The sequence below is a fragment of the Rhizorhabdus sp. GW822-FHT03C02 genome (genome assembly GCF_058801765.1).
This window is the reverse complement of the sequence record NZ_JBXANN010000014.1, coordinates 26,756-46,937: the sequence shown is the minus strand read 5'-3', so window position 1 is coordinate 46,937 and position 20,182 is coordinate 26,756. Positions and strand designations below refer to the sequence as shown.

Annotated in this window: 27 protein-coding genes; 9 read left to right on the top strand and 18 right to left on the bottom strand. The window is 67.4% G+C overall.

Annotation, left to right across the window (positions count from 1 at the left end; all coding sequences use genetic code 11):
- Positions 1 to 65: 65 nt before the first annotated feature.
- The gene (locus tag AC1RM6_RS25885) at positions 66 to 362 is read left to right on the top strand and encodes a UvrB/UvrC motif-containing protein (RefSeq protein WP_493106677.1); all 297 of its coding nucleotides are present in this window, start codon (positions 66 to 68) and stop codon (positions 360 to 362) included.
- A gap of 115 nt (positions 363 to 477) precedes the next feature.
- The gene (locus AC1RM6_RS25880; RefSeq protein ID WP_493106675.1) at positions 478 to 1,560 is read left to right on the top strand and encodes a sensor histidine kinase; all 1,083 of its coding nucleotides are present in this window, start codon (positions 478 to 480) and stop codon (positions 1,558 to 1,560) included.
- A 51-nt stretch (positions 1,561 to 1,611) separates the two neighbouring features.
- Here the strand turns inward: AC1RM6_RS25880 and AC1RM6_RS25875 are convergent, their stop codons facing one another.
- Positions 1,612 to 1,767 carry a DUF3309 family protein gene (locus tag AC1RM6_RS25875; protein WP_493106673.1) on the bottom strand — a complete coding sequence of 52 codons (156 nt, stop codon included), beginning with the start codon at positions 1,765 to 1,767 and terminating at the stop codon, positions 1,612 to 1,614.
- Between the two features lie 175 nt (positions 1,768 to 1,942).
- Between AC1RM6_RS25875 and AC1RM6_RS25870 the strand changes: the two genes are divergently transcribed.
- A complete protein-coding gene (locus AC1RM6_RS25870; protein ID WP_493106671.1) occupies positions 1,943 to 2,353 on the top strand; it encodes a DUF3597 domain-containing protein in 411 nt (136 codons plus the stop codon).
- A gap of 121 nt (positions 2,354 to 2,474) precedes the next feature.
- On the top strand, positions 2,475 to 2,792 hold the full coding sequence (locus tag AC1RM6_RS25865; RefSeq protein WP_493106669.1) for a hypothetical protein: 318 nt from the start codon (positions 2,475 to 2,477) through the stop codon (positions 2,790 to 2,792).
- A 72-nt stretch (positions 2,793 to 2,864) separates the two neighbouring features.
- Here the strand turns inward: AC1RM6_RS25865 and AC1RM6_RS25860 are convergent, their stop codons facing one another.
- The 8 genes from AC1RM6_RS25860 to AC1RM6_RS25825 form a co-directional block, all read right to left on the bottom strand.
- Positions 2,865 to 3,419 (bottom strand): opacity protein, encoded by a 555-nt coding sequence (locus tag AC1RM6_RS25860; protein ID WP_493106667.1) that lies wholly within the window; start codon positions 3,417 to 3,419, stop codon positions 2,865 to 2,867.
- Positions 3,420 to 3,572: 153 nt separating this feature from the next.
- Positions 3,573 to 3,950 carry a hypothetical protein gene (locus tag AC1RM6_RS25855; protein WP_493106665.1) on the bottom strand — a complete coding sequence of 126 codons (378 nt, stop codon included), beginning with the start codon at positions 3,948 to 3,950 and terminating at the stop codon, positions 3,573 to 3,575.
- Positions 3,947 to 4,735, bottom strand: a complete 789-nt coding sequence (locus AC1RM6_RS25850; RefSeq protein ID WP_493106663.1) for an SDR family NAD(P)-dependent oxidoreductase — start codon at positions 4,733 to 4,735, stop codon at positions 3,947 to 3,949. The genes AC1RM6_RS25855 and AC1RM6_RS25850 overlap by 4 nt, the downstream gene beginning before the upstream one ends.
- Positions 4,736 to 4,746: 11 nt before the next feature.
- Entirely contained in the window at positions 4,747 to 5,934 is a 1,188-nt protein-coding gene (locus AC1RM6_RS25845; RefSeq protein WP_493106662.1) for a zinc-dependent alcohol dehydrogenase, read from the bottom strand.
- A 5-nt stretch (positions 5,935 to 5,939) separates the two neighbouring features.
- Positions 5,940 to 6,530, bottom strand: coding sequence for an SRPBCC family protein (locus AC1RM6_RS25840; RefSeq protein WP_493106660.1), 591 nt, complete (start codon positions 6,528 to 6,530; stop codon positions 5,940 to 5,942).
- A gap of 174 nt (positions 6,531 to 6,704) precedes the next feature.
- Complete coding sequence (locus AC1RM6_RS25835; RefSeq protein ID WP_493106659.1) at positions 6,705 to 7,217, bottom strand: hemerythrin domain-containing protein; 513 nt, start codon at positions 7,215 to 7,217, stop codon at positions 6,705 to 6,707.
- 129 nt (positions 7,218 to 7,346) lie between these two features.
- Positions 7,347 to 7,985, bottom strand: coding sequence for a hypothetical protein (locus AC1RM6_RS25830; protein ID WP_493106657.1), 639 nt, complete (start codon positions 7,983 to 7,985; stop codon positions 7,347 to 7,349).
- Between the two features lie 26 nt (positions 7,986 to 8,011).
- Positions 8,012 to 8,257, bottom strand: coding sequence for a hypothetical protein (locus AC1RM6_RS25825; RefSeq protein WP_493106655.1), 246 nt, complete (start codon positions 8,255 to 8,257; stop codon positions 8,012 to 8,014).
- 240 nt (positions 8,258 to 8,497) lie between these two features.
- Here AC1RM6_RS25825 and AC1RM6_RS25820 point away from each other — a divergent pair, with 240 nt between their 5' ends.
- Genes AC1RM6_RS25820 through AC1RM6_RS25810 form a run of 3 tightly spaced genes read left to right on the top strand, consistent with a single transcriptional unit; the run spans position 8,498 to position 10,642 of the window.
- Positions 8,498 to 8,695, top strand: a complete 198-nt coding sequence (locus tag AC1RM6_RS25820; protein WP_493106653.1) for a hypothetical protein — start codon at positions 8,498 to 8,500, stop codon at positions 8,693 to 8,695.
- 32 nt (positions 8,696 to 8,727) lie between these two features.
- On the top strand, positions 8,728 to 9,501 hold the full coding sequence (locus AC1RM6_RS25815; RefSeq protein ID WP_493106651.1) for an SDR family oxidoreductase: 774 nt from the start codon (positions 8,728 to 8,730) through the stop codon (positions 9,499 to 9,501).
- A 7-nt stretch (positions 9,502 to 9,508) separates the two neighbouring features.
- Positions 9,509 to 10,642, top strand: coding sequence for a glycoside hydrolase family 130 protein (locus AC1RM6_RS25810; RefSeq protein ID WP_493106649.1), 1,134 nt, complete (start codon positions 9,509 to 9,511; stop codon positions 10,640 to 10,642).
- A 26-nt stretch (positions 10,643 to 10,668) separates the two neighbouring features.
- On the opposite strand, the gene AC1RM6_RS25805 is transcribed toward AC1RM6_RS25810, so the two are convergent.
- The 8 genes from AC1RM6_RS25805 to AC1RM6_RS25770 form a co-directional block, all read right to left on the bottom strand.
- Positions 10,669 to 10,839, bottom strand: a complete 171-nt coding sequence (locus AC1RM6_RS25805) for a hypothetical protein (protein WP_493106647.1) — start codon at positions 10,837 to 10,839, stop codon at positions 10,669 to 10,671.
- 194 nt (positions 10,840 to 11,033) lie between these two features.
- A complete protein-coding gene (locus AC1RM6_RS25800; RefSeq protein ID WP_493106645.1) occupies positions 11,034 to 11,486 on the bottom strand; it encodes a PA2169 family four-helix-bundle protein in 453 nt (150 codons plus the stop codon).
- A 207-nt stretch (positions 11,487 to 11,693) separates the two neighbouring features.
- On the bottom strand, positions 11,694 to 11,963 hold the full coding sequence (locus AC1RM6_RS25795; RefSeq protein WP_493106643.1) for a GlsB/YeaQ/YmgE family stress response membrane protein: 270 nt from the start codon (positions 11,961 to 11,963) through the stop codon (positions 11,694 to 11,696).
- 123 nt (positions 11,964 to 12,086) lie between these two features.
- Positions 12,087 to 12,668 carry a PRC-barrel domain-containing protein gene (locus AC1RM6_RS25790; RefSeq protein ID WP_493106641.1) on the bottom strand — a complete coding sequence of 194 codons (582 nt, stop codon included), beginning with the start codon at positions 12,666 to 12,668 and terminating at the stop codon, positions 12,087 to 12,089.
- A complete protein-coding gene (locus AC1RM6_RS25785; RefSeq protein WP_493106897.1) occupies positions 12,665 to 15,769 on the bottom strand; it encodes a helicase-related protein in 3,105 nt (1,034 codons plus the stop codon). Before AC1RM6_RS25785 ends, AC1RM6_RS25790 begins: the two co-directional genes overlap by 4 nt.
- A gap of 95 nt (positions 15,770 to 15,864) precedes the next feature.
- Complete coding sequence (locus AC1RM6_RS25780) at positions 15,865 to 16,761, bottom strand: iron-containing redox enzyme family protein (protein WP_493106639.1); 897 nt, start codon at positions 16,759 to 16,761, stop codon at positions 15,865 to 15,867.
- 147 nt (positions 16,762 to 16,908) lie between these two features.
- Positions 16,909 to 17,484: a hypothetical protein gene (locus tag AC1RM6_RS25775; RefSeq protein ID WP_493106638.1), complete on the bottom strand. Its 576-nt coding sequence runs from the start codon at positions 17,482 to 17,484 to the stop codon at positions 16,909 to 16,911.
- Between the two features lie 3 nt (positions 17,485 to 17,487).
- The gene (locus tag AC1RM6_RS25770) at positions 17,488 to 17,907 is read right to left on the bottom strand and encodes a secondary thiamine-phosphate synthase enzyme YjbQ (protein ID WP_493106895.1); all 420 of its coding nucleotides are present in this window, start codon (positions 17,905 to 17,907) and stop codon (positions 17,488 to 17,490) included.
- A 128-nt stretch (positions 17,908 to 18,035) separates the two neighbouring features.
- Between AC1RM6_RS25770 and AC1RM6_RS25765 the strand changes: the two genes are divergently transcribed.
- Positions 18,036 to 18,656, top strand: coding sequence for a YbhB/YbcL family Raf kinase inhibitor-like protein (locus AC1RM6_RS25765; protein ID WP_493106636.1), 621 nt, complete (start codon positions 18,036 to 18,038; stop codon positions 18,654 to 18,656).
- A 126-nt stretch (positions 18,657 to 18,782) separates the two neighbouring features.
- Positions 18,783 to 19,295 (top strand): peptidylprolyl isomerase, encoded by a 513-nt coding sequence (locus AC1RM6_RS25760; protein ID WP_493106634.1) that lies wholly within the window; start codon positions 18,783 to 18,785, stop codon positions 19,293 to 19,295.
- Between the two features lie 212 nt (positions 19,296 to 19,507).
- On the opposite strand, the gene AC1RM6_RS25755 is transcribed toward AC1RM6_RS25760, so the two are convergent.
- Positions 19,508 to 20,182 carry a spermine/spermidine synthase domain-containing protein gene (locus AC1RM6_RS25755; RefSeq protein ID WP_493106632.1) on the bottom strand — a complete coding sequence of 225 codons (675 nt, stop codon included), beginning with the start codon at positions 20,180 to 20,182 and terminating at the stop codon, positions 19,508 to 19,510.

The window sequence follows — 20,182 nt, the reverse complement described above, 5'->3', positions numbered from 1 at the left end:
CCGTTACGGCAGGCGATGTTTCGCGTTGCCAATGATCGAAACGCGGCGCCGGGCGTTGCACGGCGATGACCAATCCGATCGAGACGCTCCGCCTGCAGATGGAAGCCGCCGCCGCCGCGCTCGATTTCGAGGAGGCACGGCGGTTGCGCGACCAGCTCAGCCTGCTGCGCGGCGCCGACGACGCCACCGATCCGGCCAGCATCGATGCCGAGGGGCTGACCCGCCAGCAGCCGGGCGCGATGGGGCTGGGCACCAGCCAGCAGCGGATGACGCCGCCGCCCGGCTGGACGCCGCCGCCCAAGCCCGACCCGATGACCAGGGGGCGCGGCCGCGGGCAGGGCGGGTCCCGTAAGCGGGGCTGAGGGCCACGGCGAGAGAATGCGCCGATCGGCTTCGGCCCGGACAGCAGCGACTGTGCCCTTTGCGTCGGACTCGGGCCCGCCGACCTGCTAGATATGGCCGAAGATCGGAGTTGTCATGGAAGACCAAGAGGATACCGGACGCGTCGACGCGATCCTGGCCACGCCAGGGCTGGCCGATGCGCTCGAGAGCGACCGCTTCAAGCAGTTTCTCGATCATGTGCCGGTGGCGATCGCGGTGTCGGAACTCCATCCTTCGGAGGTCGTCACCTACGCCAATATCGAATTCGAGCGGCTGATCGGCCAGAGCGCCGCCGAGATCGAGCGGCGGAGCTGGACCAGCCTCCCGGGGATCGCCGCGGCCGGCGACGACGCGCGGTCGCTCGGCGAGGCGGTGGCGGGCAGCGAACAATATCTCGGCCGCTTCACCCTGGCGGGCGCGGACGGTACCGCACGCGAGATCGATGCCTGGTCGAACCTGATCGAGGATGATGACGGGACGCCGATGTTCCGGCTGGTCGCGCTGGCCGAATTCGGCGCGGATCGGCGGGCGAATGAGAGCGATCTCGCACAGAAGCTGCTCGACAAGGATGTGATGCTGCTCGAACTCCAGCATCGGGTGAAGAATAATCTGCAGATGATCACCGCGCTGATCCGGCTGGAGGCGCGCAACGTTCCCGACGACGAAACCGGCGCGCGCTTCGATCGGCTGGCGGGAAGGATCAACGCGCTGGCACTGCTCTATGATGCGATGGCGGCGAAGGGGCTGGAGGAGACCGTCGACCTCGGCAGCTATCTGAGCCAGATCGCGACCGCGGTGATGGCGGCGCATGCGGTCGAGGGGATCAGGCTCGACCTGAAGGTCGATAGCTGGCCGGTATCGATCAACGTCGCGATGCCGACCGGCCTCGTTGTCAACGAACTGCTGACCAATGCGCTCAAGCATGCCTTTGACGGGCGCGAGCGCGGGACGATCACCCTGCACAGCCTGATCGACGACAGCGGCTGCCGGGTGATGATCTCGGACGATGGCAACGGGCTTCCCCAAGGCGCGACCTGGCCCAAGGCGGGCAAGCTCGGCGCGGTCATCGCCCAGTCGCTGCGCCAGAATGCCAAGGCGCAGATGGATGTGGTGTCGATGCCCGGCGAGGGCGTGACGGTGTCGATCTTCTTTGCGCGGGCCGCGGCAGCGGCCGCCTGACCCATTTGCGGTTGGGCGCGGCCCGGCGGCATCGCCGCCGGGCCGGCCTGATCAGATGCGTCCGAGCAACAGCAGGATCAGCAGGATCACCACGACCACGCCGACGATGCCCGACGGCCCATAGCCCCAGTTGCGGCTATGTCCCCAGGTCGGCAGCGCGCCGACCAGCGCGAGGACGAGGATCACGAGAATGATAGTGCCTAACATGGATTACTCTCCCTGATTTTGACGGTGCCGTAACGGGCGGCGGGCACGCCCGGTTCCGCTGGCTTCGACAAGGTCAGGCCGAGAATGGTCGCAAAGGCGCGTGGCACATAGCCGGCAACGAAGCGGTGCGGGCGGCGTTGAGGCGGCACCAGTACATTCCCGACCAGGAGCGACCATGAGCATTTTCGGTACTATTCTCAGCAAGATCTTCCATCCGCACGGCACCGCGCCAGCGCCCGCGGCAGCAGCGCCTGCTCCAGCCGCGCCCAAGCCGGTCGCGGCGGCACCCGCCGCGGCGCCGGCGGCGCCCGCGGCGCCCGCACCCCAGCCGGTCGATGTCGAGGCGGTGCTCACCCAGCTTGCCGCCGCCAAGGGCAAGCCCAGCAACTGGCGCCAGTCGATCGTCGATCTGCTGATCCTGCTCGACATGGATTCGAGCCTCGCCGCGCGCAAGGAACTTGCGGACGAACTGAACATTCACGCTGGAGCCGACGGATCGGCCGAACAGAATATCGCGCTTCACAAGGCGGTGATGAAGAAACTCGCCGACAATGGCGGCAAGATCCCCGCCGACCTGCTCGACTGACCTATACCCAGGTGTGATGGGCCTGGCGCATCGCATCTGGGTACAAAACCGCGTGACGCATGACGAATCGATCACGCTTCGTGATCGCGACCATGTCCTTCCTCTTATCGAAAGCGATATCATGAACCGCATTCCTGCCAATGGCATCGACAACGACATCGAAGAGAATGACGAGCAGCGCGACGCCGATCAGGCGCAGGACGTCACCGACGATGCGCTGGATCGCACGACCGACCTCTACGAGGATGACAGCGAACATGGCGGCTCGTCCAATCCCGGCGCGGTGATCCCCGACGACGTCCCCGACCTGATCGACACGATGAACCAGATGCTGACCAGCGGCCGCATCGACAATGGCGCGTTCGCCGGCGAGCCGATGGACGATGACGAGGAGGATATCCTCGGCGAAACCGATAATGACGATGACGACGACGACTGATCGGGCCGTTCGATCGTAGAATCAGAAAGGCCGCGGAGACATCTCCGCGGCCTTTCTTTCATTTCGGTCGGATCAGAAGGCGAAGACGACGCCCGCCATCGGCCGGATGCTGTCGAAATCATAGGTGTCGGCCTGCAGGCGCAGGCGCGGGCCGGCTTCGCCGAACACGCCACCCAGGCCGATATCCTTGGGGCCGACCTCGACGCCGACGCCGTAGATCATGTCGCTATGATCGGCGAAGCCCTTGCGGCCGTTGACCCACTGATAGCCGGTCGACGCATAGATCATCCCGCTCTGGCCCGCGCGCACGCCGAAGCGGCCGCGCACGCCATATTCCCAGTCGATATCCTTGAAGCCTTTCGCGGCATTGCCTTCGACGCCGACGAACACCGGCCCGATCGGAACGTTGACGCCGGCGACGCCCTCGATCAGCGCCCCGTCCATCTTGCCGCGATTGCCACGGGTGCCGAACTCGCTGGCGCGGTCGAAACTGTGATAGCCGCCGAGGATGCCGACATAGGGCTCGAACGATACGGCCGGCTCGCTGCCATCGGGCGAGGTCTGCTGCGCGAACGACGCAGTGCTGATCGACGCCGCGAGCGCGGCTGCGATGAGGGCAAATTTCATGATCGATATTCTCCAAGTGACAGCCCGTAGACGACGGGCGTCCCGGCCAGCGGCGGGGACGGCGACTAAACCGGTCGATCGGCTATGGGTTGCATCACTTTGAAAACATGGAATTATCGTGGCAAAATTGCCACATCGCCGGTCATCTCCGGTTCAGCTTGAGTGTCGACCGCTGGCTTGCGCGCGCGCCGCTGCTAGGTCGACGAGCGCGACTGCAGCGACGATGCCGACCGCGAGCAGCGCCATCGACCGCTTCGGATTGGCGCGCCCGGCGACGGTACCGAGGATGGCCAGATCGCCGACGTCGGCGGCCAGCCGGGTCCAGATCGGCGCGCTGCTCGCTGGCCAGGCGAGGCCGGCGAGGCCGGTCGCGACCTCGCGGACCCCGACCGTCCTGAACAGCGTGGCGCCGCGCGCTTCCGACATGCCGGTGCCGCGCGCGAAGCGCTTGCCCAACAGGATGTCGGTGATCCCGAAGGTCAGGCTCATCGCGCCGATCGCGCGACCGATCGTCTTCGCATCCATGGTCATGCCTTTTCGGCGGTGCCGGGCTCGGCCATCTTGCGATGCTGCTCGGCGAGCACCGCGGCGGGGGTGACGTTGGCGAGGGTCGCCTGTACCTTGTTCTTCCAGCCCGAGACGATGCTCGCCTTGCCGTCCATCAGCGCGTCCCAGCCGTCGCGCGCGACGTCGGCGGCGCGGCTCTTATGCTCGTCGGTGCCGACCGCGGTGTCCATCATGTCGGCGCGGTGGAAGAATTCGGTGTCGACCGGCCCCGGCATCAGCGTGGTCAGGATGACGCCCTTGGACTCCTTGATCTCGTTGCGCAGCGCGTCGGTGAAATTGTCGACGAACGCCTTGGTGCCGTTATAGACCGCCTGGAAACTGCCCGGGATGAAACCCGCGATCGATCCGGTGACCAGGATCCTGCCGTCATCGCGCGCGACCATGTCCTTCAATACACGCTGCAGCAGATAGAGGGTGCCGGTGATGTTGGTGTCGATCACCCGGCGCCAGTCGGCGACGTCCTGGCTCAGGAAGTCCCGCCCCAGGCCGCGCCCGGCATTGGCGCAGAGGATATCGATCCTGCGCCCGCCGATCGCGGCCAGCAACCGGTCGACCCCGTCGATCGTCGCGAGGTCGGCTTCGACCGACCGGACCTCGACCCCATAATGTTCGAAGTCGGAGGCTGCGCCGTGGACCAGCGCCTCGTCGGCGACGATCACCAGGTCGTGCCCGGCCTCGGCGGCAAGGCCGGCGAGATGATAGCCGATGCCGGTCGAGGCGCCGGTGATGACCGCGAGTTTGTCCGCCATGATATCTCTCCTCAGGCAGCGACTGCCAGGCCGGGCTTGAGCACGACCTTGGTCACTTCATTCTGTTTGTCGTGGAACATCCTGTAGCCTTCGGGCGCCTGCTCGAGCGGCAACCGGTGGCTGATCAGGAAGGTCGTATCGATCTTGTCCTCGACGATCGCGTTGAGCAGCGCCGGCATATAATGCTGGACGTGGGTCTGGCCGGTCTTGAGCGTAAGCCCCTTTTCCATGAAGGCGCCGAGCGGGAATTTGTCGACCAGCCCGCCATAGACCGCGGGCATCGAGACGCGGCCGCCCTTGCGGCAGGCGATGATCGCCTGGCGGATCGAATGGGCGCGATCGGTGCCGAGGAAGGTCGATTTCTTGATCTGGTCGATGACATTGTCGACGAAGAAGCCGTGCGCCTCGAGTCCTACGCTGTCGATCACCGCGTCGGGGCCGATCCCGCCGGTCATTTCCATCAGCGCCTCATAGGTGGCGCTTTCCTCGAAATTGATCGTCTCGGCGCCGAAGCGCTTCGCGAGTTCGAGCCGGTGCGGGAAATGGTCGATCGCGATCACCCGCTCGGCGCCCATCAGGAAGGCCGACTGCACCGCGAACAGCCCGACCGGGCCGCAGCCCCACACCGCGACGGTGTCGCCAGGCTCGATCCCGGCATTCTCCGCCGCCATCCAGCCGGTTGGCAGGATATCCGACAGGAACAGCACCTTGTCGTCGTCGATCCCGTCGGGAATGACGATCGGGCCGACATCGGAAAAGGGGACCCGGACATATTCGGCCTGGCCGCCGGCATAGCCGCCGGTCATATGGCTATAGCCGAACAGCCCCGACGACGGATGGCCGTACAACTCCATCGCGATGTCCTGGTTGTCGGCCGGATTGCCATTGTCGCATGCCGAATATTGATGCTTCTCGCAATGGAAGCACGATCCGCAGGCGATGGTGAACGGCACGACGACCCGCTGGCCCTTCTTCAGGGTCGATTTCGGGCCGGTCTCGACGACCTCGCCCATGAACTCATGGCCGAGGATGTCGCCTTTCTGCATCGTCGGGATATAGCCATCGTAAAGATGGAGGTCGGAGCCGCAGATCGCGGTCGACGTGATCCGGATGATCGCGTCGCGTGGATTGAGGATTTCGGGGTCGTCGACGGTGTCGACGCGGACGTCGTGTTTGCCGTGCCAGGTCAGTGCGCGCATCGGGCCTATTCCTTCTCTTTTTCGAGCTGTGCGCGGGTGCGCGACGAGGTCGCGATCTCGCCGGTTTCCATCAACTGCTTGAAGCGCCTGAGGTCGCGTCGCGCCTGGATCGCCGGCTCGCGCTGGAAGAGCTTGGCGATCAGCTTGCCGACCGCACCGGCGGGCGGATCGTAGAGGATCGTCACGGTGACGATCGTGCCGCGGCCGCCCTGCGCATCGCGGAAATCGATCCGGCCTCTGTTCGGGACATCGGCACCCTCGGCCGAGGCCCAGGCGATCGTCTCGCCCTCGCGTTCCTCGGTGATCAGCGAATCCCATTCGACGGTCCGGCCGCCCGGCGCCTTGGCCACCCAGTGCGACCGCGTCGCGTCGAGCACGTCGACCCGCTCGACATTGTCCATGAAGTTCGGCAACTGCGCGAAGTCGCGCCAATAGGCATAGAGTTCGGCGCGCGGCCGGTTGATCGTGACGGTGCGACCGACCAGCGTGTCGCCCTTCGCCTCGACCAGTGCGGCGGTCGCCTGGTCGACCACCTCCTTCTTCGATGTCGATAACGGTGCGTCGTCGGTCGGCGCGCTGATATGCGTGTCGCTCATGCCATTCTCCCATGGAGTCATGGCTTCAAAACCCTTCGGCCAGCACGCCGTTCCGATCGTTGCGCTGTGAGATTGGTAATTTATCAAGTTATAACATAGGTTTATGATGTAGTCGGCATGAACGAAAAGAGCCGACGGGGTCACCGCCGGCTCCTCGTCACATGGTCGAAAATGTCAGGCGGCGACGAGTTTCACCGCGGTCGCCTTGGCTGGCGGCAGGCCGGCGCTTTCGGCTTGTTCGAGCAGTTCGGCCTTGAGCTCGGCCATCGCGTCGCGCAGCGCGACCAGATCGACATCGGTGTCGCGGCACTGCGCGAACATGCCTTCCTTGGGCATTTCCTCTTCATGGACGTGATGCTTGATCTCTTCGGACAGCACCTTGACCTTGGCGTCATAATATTCGGCGTCGGGGCTGCTCGCCATGATGTCGTTGATCAGCACCTTGGCGCCGTCATGCTCGACATAGGCCTCGTCGAGCGTATCGTCCTCGATCTTGCCGCGAAAGGCGGGATAGAAGATCGCTTCCTCGATCATGGTATGGACTTTGAGCTCGGTGCAGATCTTGTGCGCGAGCGCCTGCTTCTTCGCGCTGTCGGTCGCCTTCTCATACTGCTCGAACAGACCCTCGACCTCGCGGTGGTCGGCCTTCAGTAGCGCAATCGCATCGGTAAATTCGGGCTTCGCCATGATCGTCTCCTCGACGTCGCGGCCATGGGCGACCGCACTCGGCGGATAAAGCGCATGAGCGCCGCGCTAAGTTGCGTAAACGCCCGGTAAAAGGGGCTAACCTGCATCAAGTTGGGCGACGCGGGCGCCTCAACTGCCGGATCGCCAGCGCGCGATCGCCGCATCATAGGCGGCTTTGGCCTTGTCGATGGCGATCGCCGCCTTGTCGCGTGCCTTGTCCTGTCTGGCTTCGAGCGCGTGGCGCTCGCGCCGGAGTGCGGCTTCGCGTTCGAGCAGGGCGTCGCGCGCGGCCTTATGCTCGGCATCGAGCGCCTTGGCGGCGGCCTCGGCCTCGTCGAGCCGCGCCCGGCTCGGGCGCGGTTTCGGTTTGGGTGGTCTGGGCGCTGGCTTCGGCGTGACGGCCGAGCGACCGTCGGCGGGGCGGGGGCGGCTTTTCGTGCGCCGGACGGGCATCGCCTCGCGGTCGTCATCGGTCGGCGGCGGTGGTGGTGCGTCCGCGGGCAGCGCCGCCAGCTGCTCGGCGAGCGAGCCGCGCGACTTGCGGATCACCGTGCCGGGATGTGCCAGCGGTTCGGCGGTCAGCGCCGGATCGTCGATCTCTTCGGCGGCGCCGCGCGCGAACAGATCATTGTCACTGCCCCAGGCGCGCAACGCCGCAGCCCGGCTGGGCGCCGCGACATAGGCGTCGTGGAAACCGGTCGAGGTGCGATAGACCTTGAGTTTGCGAGGCCTTGGGAGCTTGCGGGGGCTGGGAAGCTTGCGGGCCATCACCCCTCAACGCGGCAGACGTCCGATCAGCCCCGCTCGACGATCAGGTCGACCGGCGGATCCTCGTTGGCCGGCTGGCCGACTTCGATCGGCAGCCCCATGAAGCAGGGTGGATCGATCTCCTGGAGCTGCGGGGCGTCCATGTCGAACAGGTCGCGTGCGGCGATCGCGCGCAGCGTCTCCAGCGCGACATCGGTCATCAGCCAGCGTACAGGCTGCTGCCCCGCCGCCCTGGCTGCCAGCGCCATTCGTTCCAGTCGCTTCGCGAGCATCGTCATTCCCCGGCCTGCCCGCAATGTGTATCCAGCCGCGTCGTTTCGCAATGACTTCGATCGATTTCCATCTGCATGTTCTACGGTATTTTCGCGGATCGGCCACGGCCAGCTGGCGCTTTGGTCGGGGTGTGGCTCCGAAGATAACATAGGATAAGAAGCTTTTTGCGCCGTGGCGTCGCCGGGCCACGGAAACAGCGGCGTGGCCCAGCGTTATCGTCGCTCAGCATGGAGAGCGGCATGAACCAGAACGACGACAAGCCGGCCGATCGGCAGGCTGCGCGCAACCGCGGATCGCGCCCCGGTGCCGCCGGCGGCGAGGCAAAAGGCAGCGGCGCCGGGGCAGGCGGCGGCGGCAATCCCGAAGACTATGATTCCGACCCGCAAGGCGGTGGCGGATCGCCGGCGATGCCCAAGAGCGGACCCTGCAAGGCCTGACCGCGGACCATCATCGACAGCGAGGAGCCAGCGTGACCGATATCGCCGATGCCCATACCCGCAAGACCAGCCTGATCGGCCGCAAGATCGCGATCACCGGCGGCACCACCGGCATCGGCCGGGCGATCGCGGTGCTGCTGGCATCGGAGAACGCACGGGTGTTCGTCTGCGGGCGCAACCCCGATCATCTGGCGGACGCGCTGGCGCGCATCCGCGAGGTCGGGGAAGGCCATGGCATCGCCGTCGACCTGTCCGAACGCGCCGGCATCGAGCGCTTCTTCCGCGAGGCCGACGCCTATCTCGGCAGCATCGACGCCGCGGTGATCAACGCGGCGGTGCCGGCGACGGGCCTGTCGGAGATGACCGCCGACGAGGTTCGCTATGCGATCGCGACCGATTTCACCGCTTATGTGATGAGCGCGCATGCGGCGCATGCGGCGATGAAGGACAATAGCGACAAGCAGGGGGCCGACATCGTCCTGATCGGATCGATGAGCGCGCATGTGCTCGGTCCGGGTTCGACCGTCTATGCGGGTATGAAGGCCGGGATCGCCGGCTTTTCGGAGGCGCTGCGCCGCGAACTCGGCCCCAAGGGGATCAAGGTGTCGCTGGTCGAGCCGGGCAAGACCGGCGCCGATTTCCAATATCCCGACATACCGGCGGACGAGCAGCGTGCGATGATCCGCGAGGAAACGATGCTGCGCGCCGAGGATATCGCGGTCGGCGTCCATTATCTGCTGACCCAGCCGCGGCGCGCGGTCGTCCAGCAACTCACCATCGTCCCGCGCATGCAGGCCAAGGAATGATCCGACCATGAAACACGCCGTCGATCGCCTGGTCCTCGTTCCCGACGATATCGATCTCGCGCGCTCGCCGCTCGCGGGCCATCTCGATGCCGAGACCTATGTGCTCGGCGCGTTTAATCCGGGCCTGACCCGGCTCGCCAACGGCAATCTGCTGATGATGGTGCGGGTCGCCGAGGCGCTGCGCCAGCCGATCGTCGGCGGCCATGTCCATGCGATCCGCTGGGAGCGCGGCGATGATGGGAAGGGGCGCTATGTGCGCGACGCCTGGCCGCTCGAACTCGCCGACACCGCCGATCCGCGCAAATTCATGCTCCATGGCGGCGGCTGGAAGGTGATGGCGCTGACCTCGCTGTCGTGGCTGCTGCCGGTCGAACTGTCGCCCGACGGGCTCGAACGGGTCGCGATCCATTATGACAGGGCGATCGCCCCGGCTTATGACTTCCAATGCTATGGCCTCGAGGATGCGCGGATCAGCCGGGTCGACGGGCGCTATCTGATGACGACCTGCTCGGTCAGCCCCGAGCGCCATTCGACGACGCTCTACATCTCGGACGACGGGCTCGACTGGCGGTTCGAGGATATCGTCCTCGATCATCAGAACAAGGATATGCTGATCTTCGAAGGGCTGATCGATGGCCATTACTGGGCGCAGACCCGCCCGCTCGGCGATCTCTATTTCGCCTATCCGCCCGGCAGCGAATGGCGCGCCGGCCCGTCGATCAACCTGGCGCTGTCGCCCGACGCGCATTTCTGGAAACCGTCGATCCGGCCCGGCATCCGGCCGCACGTCAACACCGTCGCGACGGCGCGGATGGGCGGGGGCAGCCCGCCGGTGCTGACCGACGAGGGCTGGCTGACTTTGTGGCATGGGGTCGAGCCCAAGGAGATCGTCGGCATCTACCGGACCTATTGGTCGATCCTCGATCGCGACGATCCGAGCAAGGTACTTCGCACCGAACATGCGCCGCTGCTCGAGGCCGATCCCGAGCTGACCCGGCCCATCGAGCATCAGATCTACCTGCGCGACGTCGTCTTCACCACCGGCATCGCAGACGGTGGCGACCATTATATCGTCGCGTCGGGGGAAGCCGATCTGGCTTGCCGGATAACCCATATTTCCAAAAGCGTGTTTGGACTATGATGTCCGGCGGATAGCCGGGGCCGCGATCAGCCGTCGAGCGACAGGCTCCGTTCGAGCCGCAACCGATCGAGCATCGCGCCATATTCGCGCGCCATGCGCTCATGGATCTTGCGCGCGTCGGTCGAGGTGGCGCTCGCGGCAGCATCGCGCTCCTGCTGCATGCGTGCGGTGTAGAGGTCGATCAGATCGTTTTCCATGGTGGGTTGATCTCTTGACGGCCCGCGGCGATGCCGCTGGCCTGTTCTGCCATTCGCCAAGGCGCTGCGGAATCGGGAATTTCCCGCTATCCGGTCCCGGTACAGGTCGGCGCCGTCTCCCTGCCGGCCGTGACGGCCATCTGCGTCGATGGCGAAAAGCGCCATGGAAGCAGGACCTCCATGGCGCCGATCGTTCAGGCGGTCAGCGCGTGCTTGAGGTCGCGCATCTGGTCGTGGCCCTGCTTCACCGAAGCATAGCCATCCTGCACCACCGCTCGGGTCGAAGCCGACAGCTCGGTGTCGGCGAGCGCGTCCTCGAACTTCGCCTTGATATGGTCCTCGCCGCGCTCGACTTCGCTGACGATCGCCTTGTCGTCCTTGCCGGTCACCGCCGCCTTCAGGTGGACGAAGATGCGATGCGCGCCGGCGAGGATCGTGCCGTCATCCTCGGGCTCGCCGCCGAGCGCGCGAACCGCCTGCTGGAGCGACGACGCCACGGTGCGGCGCTCGCTCGCCCGGCTGGTGAAAAGACCGGTATAGCGGCCGTCGTCGGCGTCCTTGGCGGCTTCGGTATAGCCGTCGACGCTGTCGATCGTCGTCGCGATCAGCGAATTGAGCGTGCTGATGTCATGATCATGGTCGGCCATGCGAATATCCTTTTCGAGAGATGGAATGGAAGACGGGCACCCAACGATTCCCGCGCGATATCGCCGCAAATATTCCGCCGCCGGTTCGATTAAATCGCTGGACGGCTTGGCTTATTTTCCACCGGGGGCCGCACAGGAAAAAGGCGCGGCACCCGGGGGCGCCGCGCCTTTTTCGATGTGCCGGCGCGAGGCCGGACGGTCGGTCGCTTAGCGAACCGCGCCGCGGCGAACCAGGTTGACGATCGCAAGCAGCACGACCGCACCGAGGAACGATGCCAGCAGCGAGCGGATATCGAACGCGCCCGAGGTGATCGGCGCGCCGCCGATGAACGGGGTGATCAGATAGCCCGCGATGAAGGCGCCGACGATGCCGACCACGACGTTGAGCAATATGCCCTGCTGGCCGTCGGTGCGCATCACGATGCTCGCGAGCCAACCGAGGACGCCGCCGACGACGAGAAGAATGATGAGGCCCATGATGAAATCCCTTTCCTGCCGATGACGACCTGATCGTCACGAATATTGACTGTGACAAGGACGAATATCGGCGGTGATAGTTCCGGAATATTAAATCTACATTGTGAATTACTGTTCGAAAATTCAACGCCGCGCCTCGCGCTTTGCTTCCTCCGGTGTCCAGTCGGGCAGCGCGGCGAGCGCCGGCGCGTCGATGTCGAGCAAGATGCTGTCGGCGCCGAGCTGCCACTGGCCGGATGGAACCGCCTTGAGTGTCTCGCCGACCCCACCGACACCGCCGGTCGCGACCACCAGATAGGCGATCGCCGCGCTGTCGCAGTCGAGCATCATCTCGATCAACGTTCCCGCCGACGATCCGTCGCGATGGGTGACGGCGGCGCCCGCCAGCGCGGTGGCGCTGCGCTGGGTCGGCACCGAAGGCGCCTCGCGACTCGCCTCGGTGGCGGCCGCGCCGGTCTTCTCGTAATTCGCCTGCCGCCCCAGCCAGCGCCAGATGCCGAGCGCGTTGACCAGGGTGAGGAAGGCGTTGGTCGCGAGCAGGTTGGTCTGGCCGCTCGCCAGGCCCACCGTGCACCAGCCGATCGACCCGATCGTGAAGACGACGAATCCCCAGCCGGTCACGCGCGCACCGAGATTGGCGGCGGTCATCACCGCGGCGATCGCGGTCGCGATCGGGGCGACCCAGCCGGCGACATCCTCGATCATGACGATGACGCCTCGATCAGATCGTCGAGCAGGCCGCGCAGCCGTGCGAGCCGCGCGACCGGGTCGTCGATCGCCTCGGGGAGCAGCCAGCGGCCCTTCTTCTCGACGAGCCCGGCGGTGTGCGCGGCAGGCAGCTTGTGACGCGGTTCGAGCGCGATCGCCGCCGGGCCCGAGATGATCCGGCCGATGTCGAGTTCGCGGGCGAGCAGGCGGATCGCAGCGATGTCGAGCAGCAACACGGCCTCGTCGGGAAGCGTGCCGAACCGATCCTCGAGTTCGGCGATGAAGCCGTCGAGGGCGTCGCCATCCTCGATCCGCGCGAGCCGTCCATAGAGCGCGACCCGGATGTCGGTGTCGGGAATCCAGCTTTCGGGCAGGCCGCCGGCAAGGCCGAGCGCGAGATCGGGACTCCAATGCTCGACATGCTCGCCACGGGCCGTTCGCAGCGCGCCGCCGAGCAGATGCTGGTAAAGGTCGATGCCGATCAGCTTCATATGGCCGGCCTGGGTGTCGCCGAGCAGGTCGCCCGCGCCGCGCATGTCGAGATCGCGCGCGCTGATCGCGAAGCCGGCGCCCAGCCGGTCGAACGCCTGGAGCGTGCGCAGCCGCTTGACCGTCGCCTCGGCGATCGGATGATCGGCATCGGTCAGCAGCAGCACCTGGCCGCGCCGGCCACCGCGCCCGACCCGACCGCGCAACTGGTGGAGTTGCGACAGGCCGAAGCGATCGGCACGCCAGACGATCATCGTGTTGGCGCGCGGCACGTCGAGCCCGGCCTCGATGATGTTGGTCGCGAGCAGCACGTCGCCGTCGCCGGCGGCGAAGGCGACCATCGCCGCGTCGATGTCGAGCGGCTTCATCTTGCCATGAGCGGCGACGAGGCGGAGTTCAGGGACGAGCCTGGCGAGGCGATCGGCCATCGGCGCCATATCCTCGATCCGCGACACGACCACGAAGCTCTGGCCGCCGCGGCTTTTCTCGCGCAGCAGCGCGGTGCGCACCACCTGCGGATCGAAATCGCCCAGGCTGGTGCGGATCGGCTGGCGGCGGGCGGGGGGCGTCGCGATCACCGAAAGCTGTTGCAGCCCGATCAGCGCCGCCTGCAGCGTACGCGGGATCGGCGTCGCGCTCAGGCTCAGCACATTGGTGTCGCCGAGCCCGCGCAGCCGATCCTTGTCGGCGGCGCCGAAACGCTGTTCCTCGTCGATCACCACCAAGCCTAGATCGTGGTAGCGCACATCGTTCGCCGCCACCGCTCCGGTGCCGATGACGATGCCGATCGACCCGTCGGCGAGACCGGCCTTGACCGCCTTTCTGTCCGCGGCGCTCGACAGCCGCGACAGGCCGGCGACGACGATGCCGGTGCCGGCGAAGCGCCGGGTGAAGCTGTCGATATGCTGGCGGACCAGCACCGTGGTCGGTGCGGCGATCACGACCTGCCGGCCGGCGAGCGCGGTCAGCGCGGCGCCGCGCAGGGCGACCTCGGTCTTGCCATAGCCGACATCGCCGATCACCAGCCGGTCCATCGGGATTCCGGAGGCGAGATCGTCGCGCACCGCCGCGATCGCGCGCGCCTGGTCGGGAGTCTCGGTGAAGGGGAAGGTCGCGCCGAACCGCTCATAGGCGGCCGGGTCGGGCGCGATCGGCGCGATCCGGCGTTTGGCCCGCGCCGCCGCCATCGCGGTCAGGCCGCGCGCGCTTTCGGCGATCGCTTGATCGATCGCGAGCCGGCGCTTCTGCCAGCTCGATCCGTCGAGCCGGTCGAGCGCGACCGCATCGGCATCGGCGCCGTAGCGCCAGATCCGGTCGGCCTCGTCGACCGGGACCAGCCGACGGCCGCCGGCGGCATAATCGAGCGCGATCGCATCGCCCGCCAGGCCGCCGTCGAGCGGGACGGTTTCGAGCCCGGCGACGATGCCGATGCCATGATCCTCATGGACGACGAGATCGCCGACATGGATTTCGCCGGTGCCGGCGAACGGGTCGGCCTGGACGGCGGCCGACCCGCCGACGGCGCGGCTGCCGAGCAGATCGGACGCGGCGACGACGAGCAGGTCGCCGCTCTGCCATCCGCGGTCGATCGGCATCGCCAGCGCACCGATCGTACCGGGGGCGAGCTGGATCGCGACCTGCCAGCTTCCGAGCGTTTCGATGCGGGCCTTGAGCGCCTTGGCGACGCGCGGACCGAGGAAGCGCAGGTCGCGGGCGCCGCCCGCGAGTGCTATCCGCCCGCCGCCGGCAAGATGCTCGCGGGCGATGCGGGCAAAGGCGCGCAACGGTGCGCGTTGTTCGGCGAAGCGCGGTACCGGCGCACCGGCGGCGATCGGGTCGAGACGCTCGCGATCGGCGATCGGCCATCGCGCGGGGGCGCAGGGCGCTGGGAGTATCGCGTCGCTTCCGGCCCGGCGCGCGTCCTCGACGAGCGCCACGAAGCGCCCGGCACGGACCAGGGCGTCGGGGTCGAGCAGGATTGCGCATTGGGTCAGATGATCGAACAGGCTGGCGGTGGCGGGTTCGGACGGTTCGTCGACCCGGCCGATCTCGAGCCGTTGCAGATCGTCCAGTCCGCGCTGGCTGCCGGGGTCATAGGATCGCAGCGCGACGATCCGATCCTCGTCGATCTCGATCCGGACCGGCATTCCGGCATCAGCGGGAAAAATATCGATCACCTGGCCGCGTACCGCGATTTCTCCAGGCTCGTCGACGCGGTCGTCGGATATATAGCCGATCGTCGTCATCGCATCGGCGAACTGCTCGGGATCGAGCGCGTCGCCGATCGCGAGAACAGGCGGGGCGGCGTCGAACGCCATCGGTGGTGGATAGAGGCGGGCTGCGGCTTCGGCAGTGCTGACCAGCGCTATCGTAGGACGGCGCGTCTCGGCCGAAAGCATCTGGCGAAGGTGCCGCAGCGCCGCGACCCGTCGTCCGACATTGGCAGGGGAGGCGGGGCTGCGGTCTCCGGGCAAGGCGTCGCTGGAGGGGCAATGGATGACTGCCGCGTCGGGCGCAGCCGCGCTGAGTGCCGCGGCGATCGCCTCCGCACGCTGCTCGTCGGAGGCGATGAACAGGACATCGCTTCGCGCCAGCGCTTCCGCCAGCACCGCGACCGTCTCGCCGGCCGATGCCGGACTCCCTTGTGGCTCGGCTAGCGGCTCATTGGCTGCACCATCGATCTCGGGCGTCTCCGCGGTCGCGTTCAGCACCACAAGGCGGTGCGATAGCGGTCGAAGCAGCGTCTGCCGCAATTGAGCCGGATCAGCGCGCCTTCGGCGATGGCGCGGGCGCGGGCGGGATCCTCGGCGACCGCGGGAATCAGCGCCTCGCGGTTCCAGTCGGCGCTGTGCTTGACGTCGAGCACCGCGTGCAGATCGAAATAGCGGCGTTCCTTGTCCGACAGCCCGATCCGCCGCAGCCCTTTGGCAACCAGCGCCGAACGGCCTGGGGCGGTCAGCTCGATCACCCCGAGCGCGCCGACCGAATGCCAGGCGTAGCGGCGGCTGGTCGCCATCGCGGTCATCGCATTGGCGAGCGCGAGGCTTTCCCACACCGTATTCTCGATCACCGGGTTCACGGCGAGCGTCTCGACCAGCGCGTCGAGCATCGGACCGTGCATGCCCCTGGCGTTGCCGCGGCCCATCTCGTCCCAATAGTTGCGCGCGAGTTCGAGCTTGGGGCCGACCGGCAGTTTGACCTGGGTCAGCGCGACGAGATCGTCGAACCCGGCCTCGCCGGCGGCCTCCTGCTCGAAGAACCAGCGCAGCTCGTCGCGGGTCGCCTCTTCGGCAAGCCAGGGAAAGAGCGGGTCATTCTGGCCGGGGCCGACCTCTTTCAGCCCTTCGAACCAGGCGATGAAGCCGGCCGGATCGGTCGGCACCGTGGCCGCCTCGGCGGTAATCTGTGCACGCAGCTCCTCGATGAAGCCGCCTTCGAGCCGGAGCATGCGATGGTCGCGGTCGAGTGTCGTCTGCCAGTCGTCGTCCGGAAATTGCGGGGCGAGCCGTTCGCGATTCCAGTGGGCGAGCCCGCGCTGAAAGCTGTCGGTCAGGAATTGCGAAGCGCCGGTCTCGGCGCTTCGTCGGAAATGGGTTGCCATGTCGGGGTTCCTCTCGGTCGAGCCTATCAACCGGTCGAGGCGCGAATGGTTTCCGGCGATCGCCGCGAACTTAACCCAGGTGAGGCAGTTATCGGACGCCGGTGGCCGGGGCGTGGCCCGGCCGCCGGCGTCCGATCCAAAGGCCGATCAGGCGGCGCGCCAGCGCGCGATCGCCTTCTCATAGCCGGCCTTCGCGACATCGCGGGCGCGAGTGGCCAGCGCCAGGTCGCGCGCCTGGCCACGTTCGAGGATGCGCCGCTCGCGGCCCAGTTCGGCCTCGCGGGCGGCCAGCGCCTTCAGCGCCGCGGCCTGTGCCGCCTGGACCTGCTTGAGCGCGGTCTGGGCGGCGTCGAAGTCCTCGCGGCTCGGCCGCGGCTTCGCTTCGGCCTTGACGACCGGCGGCGCGGCCGGGCTGGCGGCGACGATTTCGAGCTTGGGGCGCTCGCGGCGCGGGCGTTCGGCGGGGGCCGCGGCGGCTGCTACCGGAGCCGGCTCGGCCGGAGCCGCTTCGGCGGGGCGCCGCTTCTTGACCACGACGCCCGGGGTCGCGAGCGGGGCCTTCATCAGCCGAGGATCGCTGATCTGCTCGGCGCTGCCCAGCGCGAAGAGATTGGTCTCGCTGCCCCAGGCTTCGAGCGCGGCCTTGCGGCTGGGGGCGGCGACATAGGCGTCGTGGACGCCGGTGGTGGTGCGGAAAACCTTGAGATTTGCGGTGTCGGCCATGGCTCAGTTCCCGATCAGATGGAGCGCGAGCGTGCGGCGGTGCGGACGCCGCCGATGCTCGAACAGGTAAATAGCCTGCCATGTGCCGAGTGCAAGCCGGCCGTCGATCAGCGGGATCGAAAGCTGGACCTGGGTCAGCGCGGTGCGCAGATGCGCGGGCATGTCGTCGGGGCCCTCGTCGTCATGGGCATAAGCGCGGGCATCCTCGGGGGCGATCCGCGCGAAATAGGCTTCGAGATCGGTGCGGACCTCGGGCGCGGCATTTTCCTGGATCAGCAGCGAGGCCGAGGTGTGGCGGCAGAAGACGGTCAGCAGGCCTTCGCGCATCGCCTGATCATGCGTCCAGCCGGCGATCGGGCGGGTGACGTCGACCAGCCCCTGGCGGCGGGTCTCGATCATGATCATCGTCGTCGCCTGTCGCATCGCTGCCTGTCCCATCATTGGCCGTCCTCGTCGCCTCCGCCGATCGCAGGCCTTGCCGTATTAGCGCCCGCTACTAACATCGGCGAGGCTGCCCGGTCGCACGGGCGATCGGAAGAGGTCGGTCCCGAATGCTCGAACATATTCCCCGCTGGCTCGGCGAATGGCTCCACGACGTGCGGGCGGGCCATGCCAAGCTGGTGGCGGCCCGGCCCGAATTCGCCGGTGCCGCGCGGATCGACCTGTCGAGCACCGCCTTCGCGCATGGCGGGCGCCTGCCCGAGCGCTTCACCGCCGATGGCGACGGGCTGTCGCCGCCGCTGGTCTGGGGCGCGGTGCCCGACGGCACCGCCGGGCTGGCGCTGATCGTCGAGGATGCCGACGCGCCGATGCCGACCCCGTTGGTCCACGCGATCGTCTGGGGCCTGCCCGCCGACGAGCGGCGGATCGGCGAGGGGGCGATCGCGCGCGACGGGGACGGCGGACCAGACGGCCGCGACGTCGGCCGCAACAGCTTCTTCGCGGAGGGCTGGCTGCCGCCCGATCCGCCGACCGGCCATGGCGCCCATGATTATGTGTTCCAGCTGTTCGCGTTGTCCGAGCTGCCCGATATCGGCGCCTCGCCGAACCGTGGCGAGCTGGTCAAGGCGATGGCGGGGCGGGTGATCGGGGTCGGAATACTGATCGGCACCTATTCGCGCGGTGAGGACCGCCCGGCCGGATCGCCGTCGCTGCGGGGGGCGACCGCCTGAATTTTTTACGGGGAGATTGAGGTTCGCGCGGCGTCGCCCGTCTGACTCGGTGTGCGACCCTTCATCCTGCTCCTCACCATCGGTCTTTTCGCCGGCCCCGCCGTTTCGGGCCCGCCACGCGTGGTCATGTCGACCAGCGCCGGCCGGATGATCTTCGAACTCGATCCGGTCCATGCCCCGGTCAGCAGCTGCAATTTCGCGCGCTATGTCGCGGCGGGCGCCTATGCCGGCGGGGTCTTCCGCCGGGTGGTGCGGATGGAGATGACCAGCCCCAATCCGGTGCCGATCGCGGTCGTCCAGGCCTATCCCGACAGCCGGCCGGGCACGCACGCCTTCGCGCCGATCCCGCTCGAGCGCACCAGCCTGACCGGGCTCCATCATGGCGCCGGCACGCTGTCGATGGCGCGCGACGGCCCCGACAGCGCGACCGCCGAATTCTTCGTGGTCGTCGCCGACAGCCCCGAACTCGATTATGGCGGCAAGCGCAACCGCGACGGCCAGGGCTTCGCCGCGTTCGGCCGGCTGGTGGCGGGGCGGCGGGTGCTCGACCGGATCTATGGCGGGGCGCTGGAGGGCGACCAGCTGCGGGTGCCGGTGGCGATCATGGCAGCGAAGCTGGTGGGGAAGGCGTGCCCGTAAGCTCCCTCTCCCCATGGGGGAGAGGAGTGAGGCGGCCGGTCATGCCCCCGGCATGACCTACGGGATGCTGGGAGCATCCCGTACCGCCTCACTGGTGAGGGGGCGCGAGGCCATAGGCCGAGCGTCCCGCATATCCGCCAGCGTGCCCTCACCCTCCCGTCGCTGCGCGCCGGGCCCCTCCCTCTCCCCGTGGGGAGAGGGGAAAGAGGAATTCACCCCACCCGCGTCGCGAGCCAGATCACATGGTGGGCGCCCTTGCGGCCGCCGGTCGCGCGGACCTTGAGTTCCTCGACGGTGAAGCGCGCCTTGCGCAGCCGGTCGGCCACGGTCTTGTCGGGATAGGCCGACCAGATCGCCAGCACCCCGCCGGGGTTGAGCGCATTGCGCGCGGCGCGGAAGCCGTCGAGGCTGTAGAGCCGGTCGTTGCTCGCCTGGATCAGCCCGTCGGGGCCATTGTCGACGTCGAGCAGGATCGCGTCGTAACGGTCGGTCGCGGCCTCCTCGATCCGGTCATGGACGTCGCCGACCACCACCGAGACCCGCGGATCGGACAGATTGTCGCCGAACAGATGCGCGAGCTCGCCCTTCGCCCAGTCGACGATCCTGGGCACCAGCTCGGCGACGACGATCGTCGCGCTCTTCGGCAGGATTTTCAGCGCGGCACCGAGGGTGAAGCCCATGCCGAGCCCGCCGATCAGCATGTGCGGGGCGCGCGCCTTGAGCCGTTCGGCGGTCAGCGTCGCGAGCGCCTCTTCGGACCCGCGCACCCGGCTGCTCATCAACTCGTTGCGCTCGAACAGGATCGACCATTCATCCTTGCGCCGCATGAGTCGGAGCTGGCCGCCGCCCGGAATGTCGGCGGTGTCGACGAGTTCGAGATGGATCAT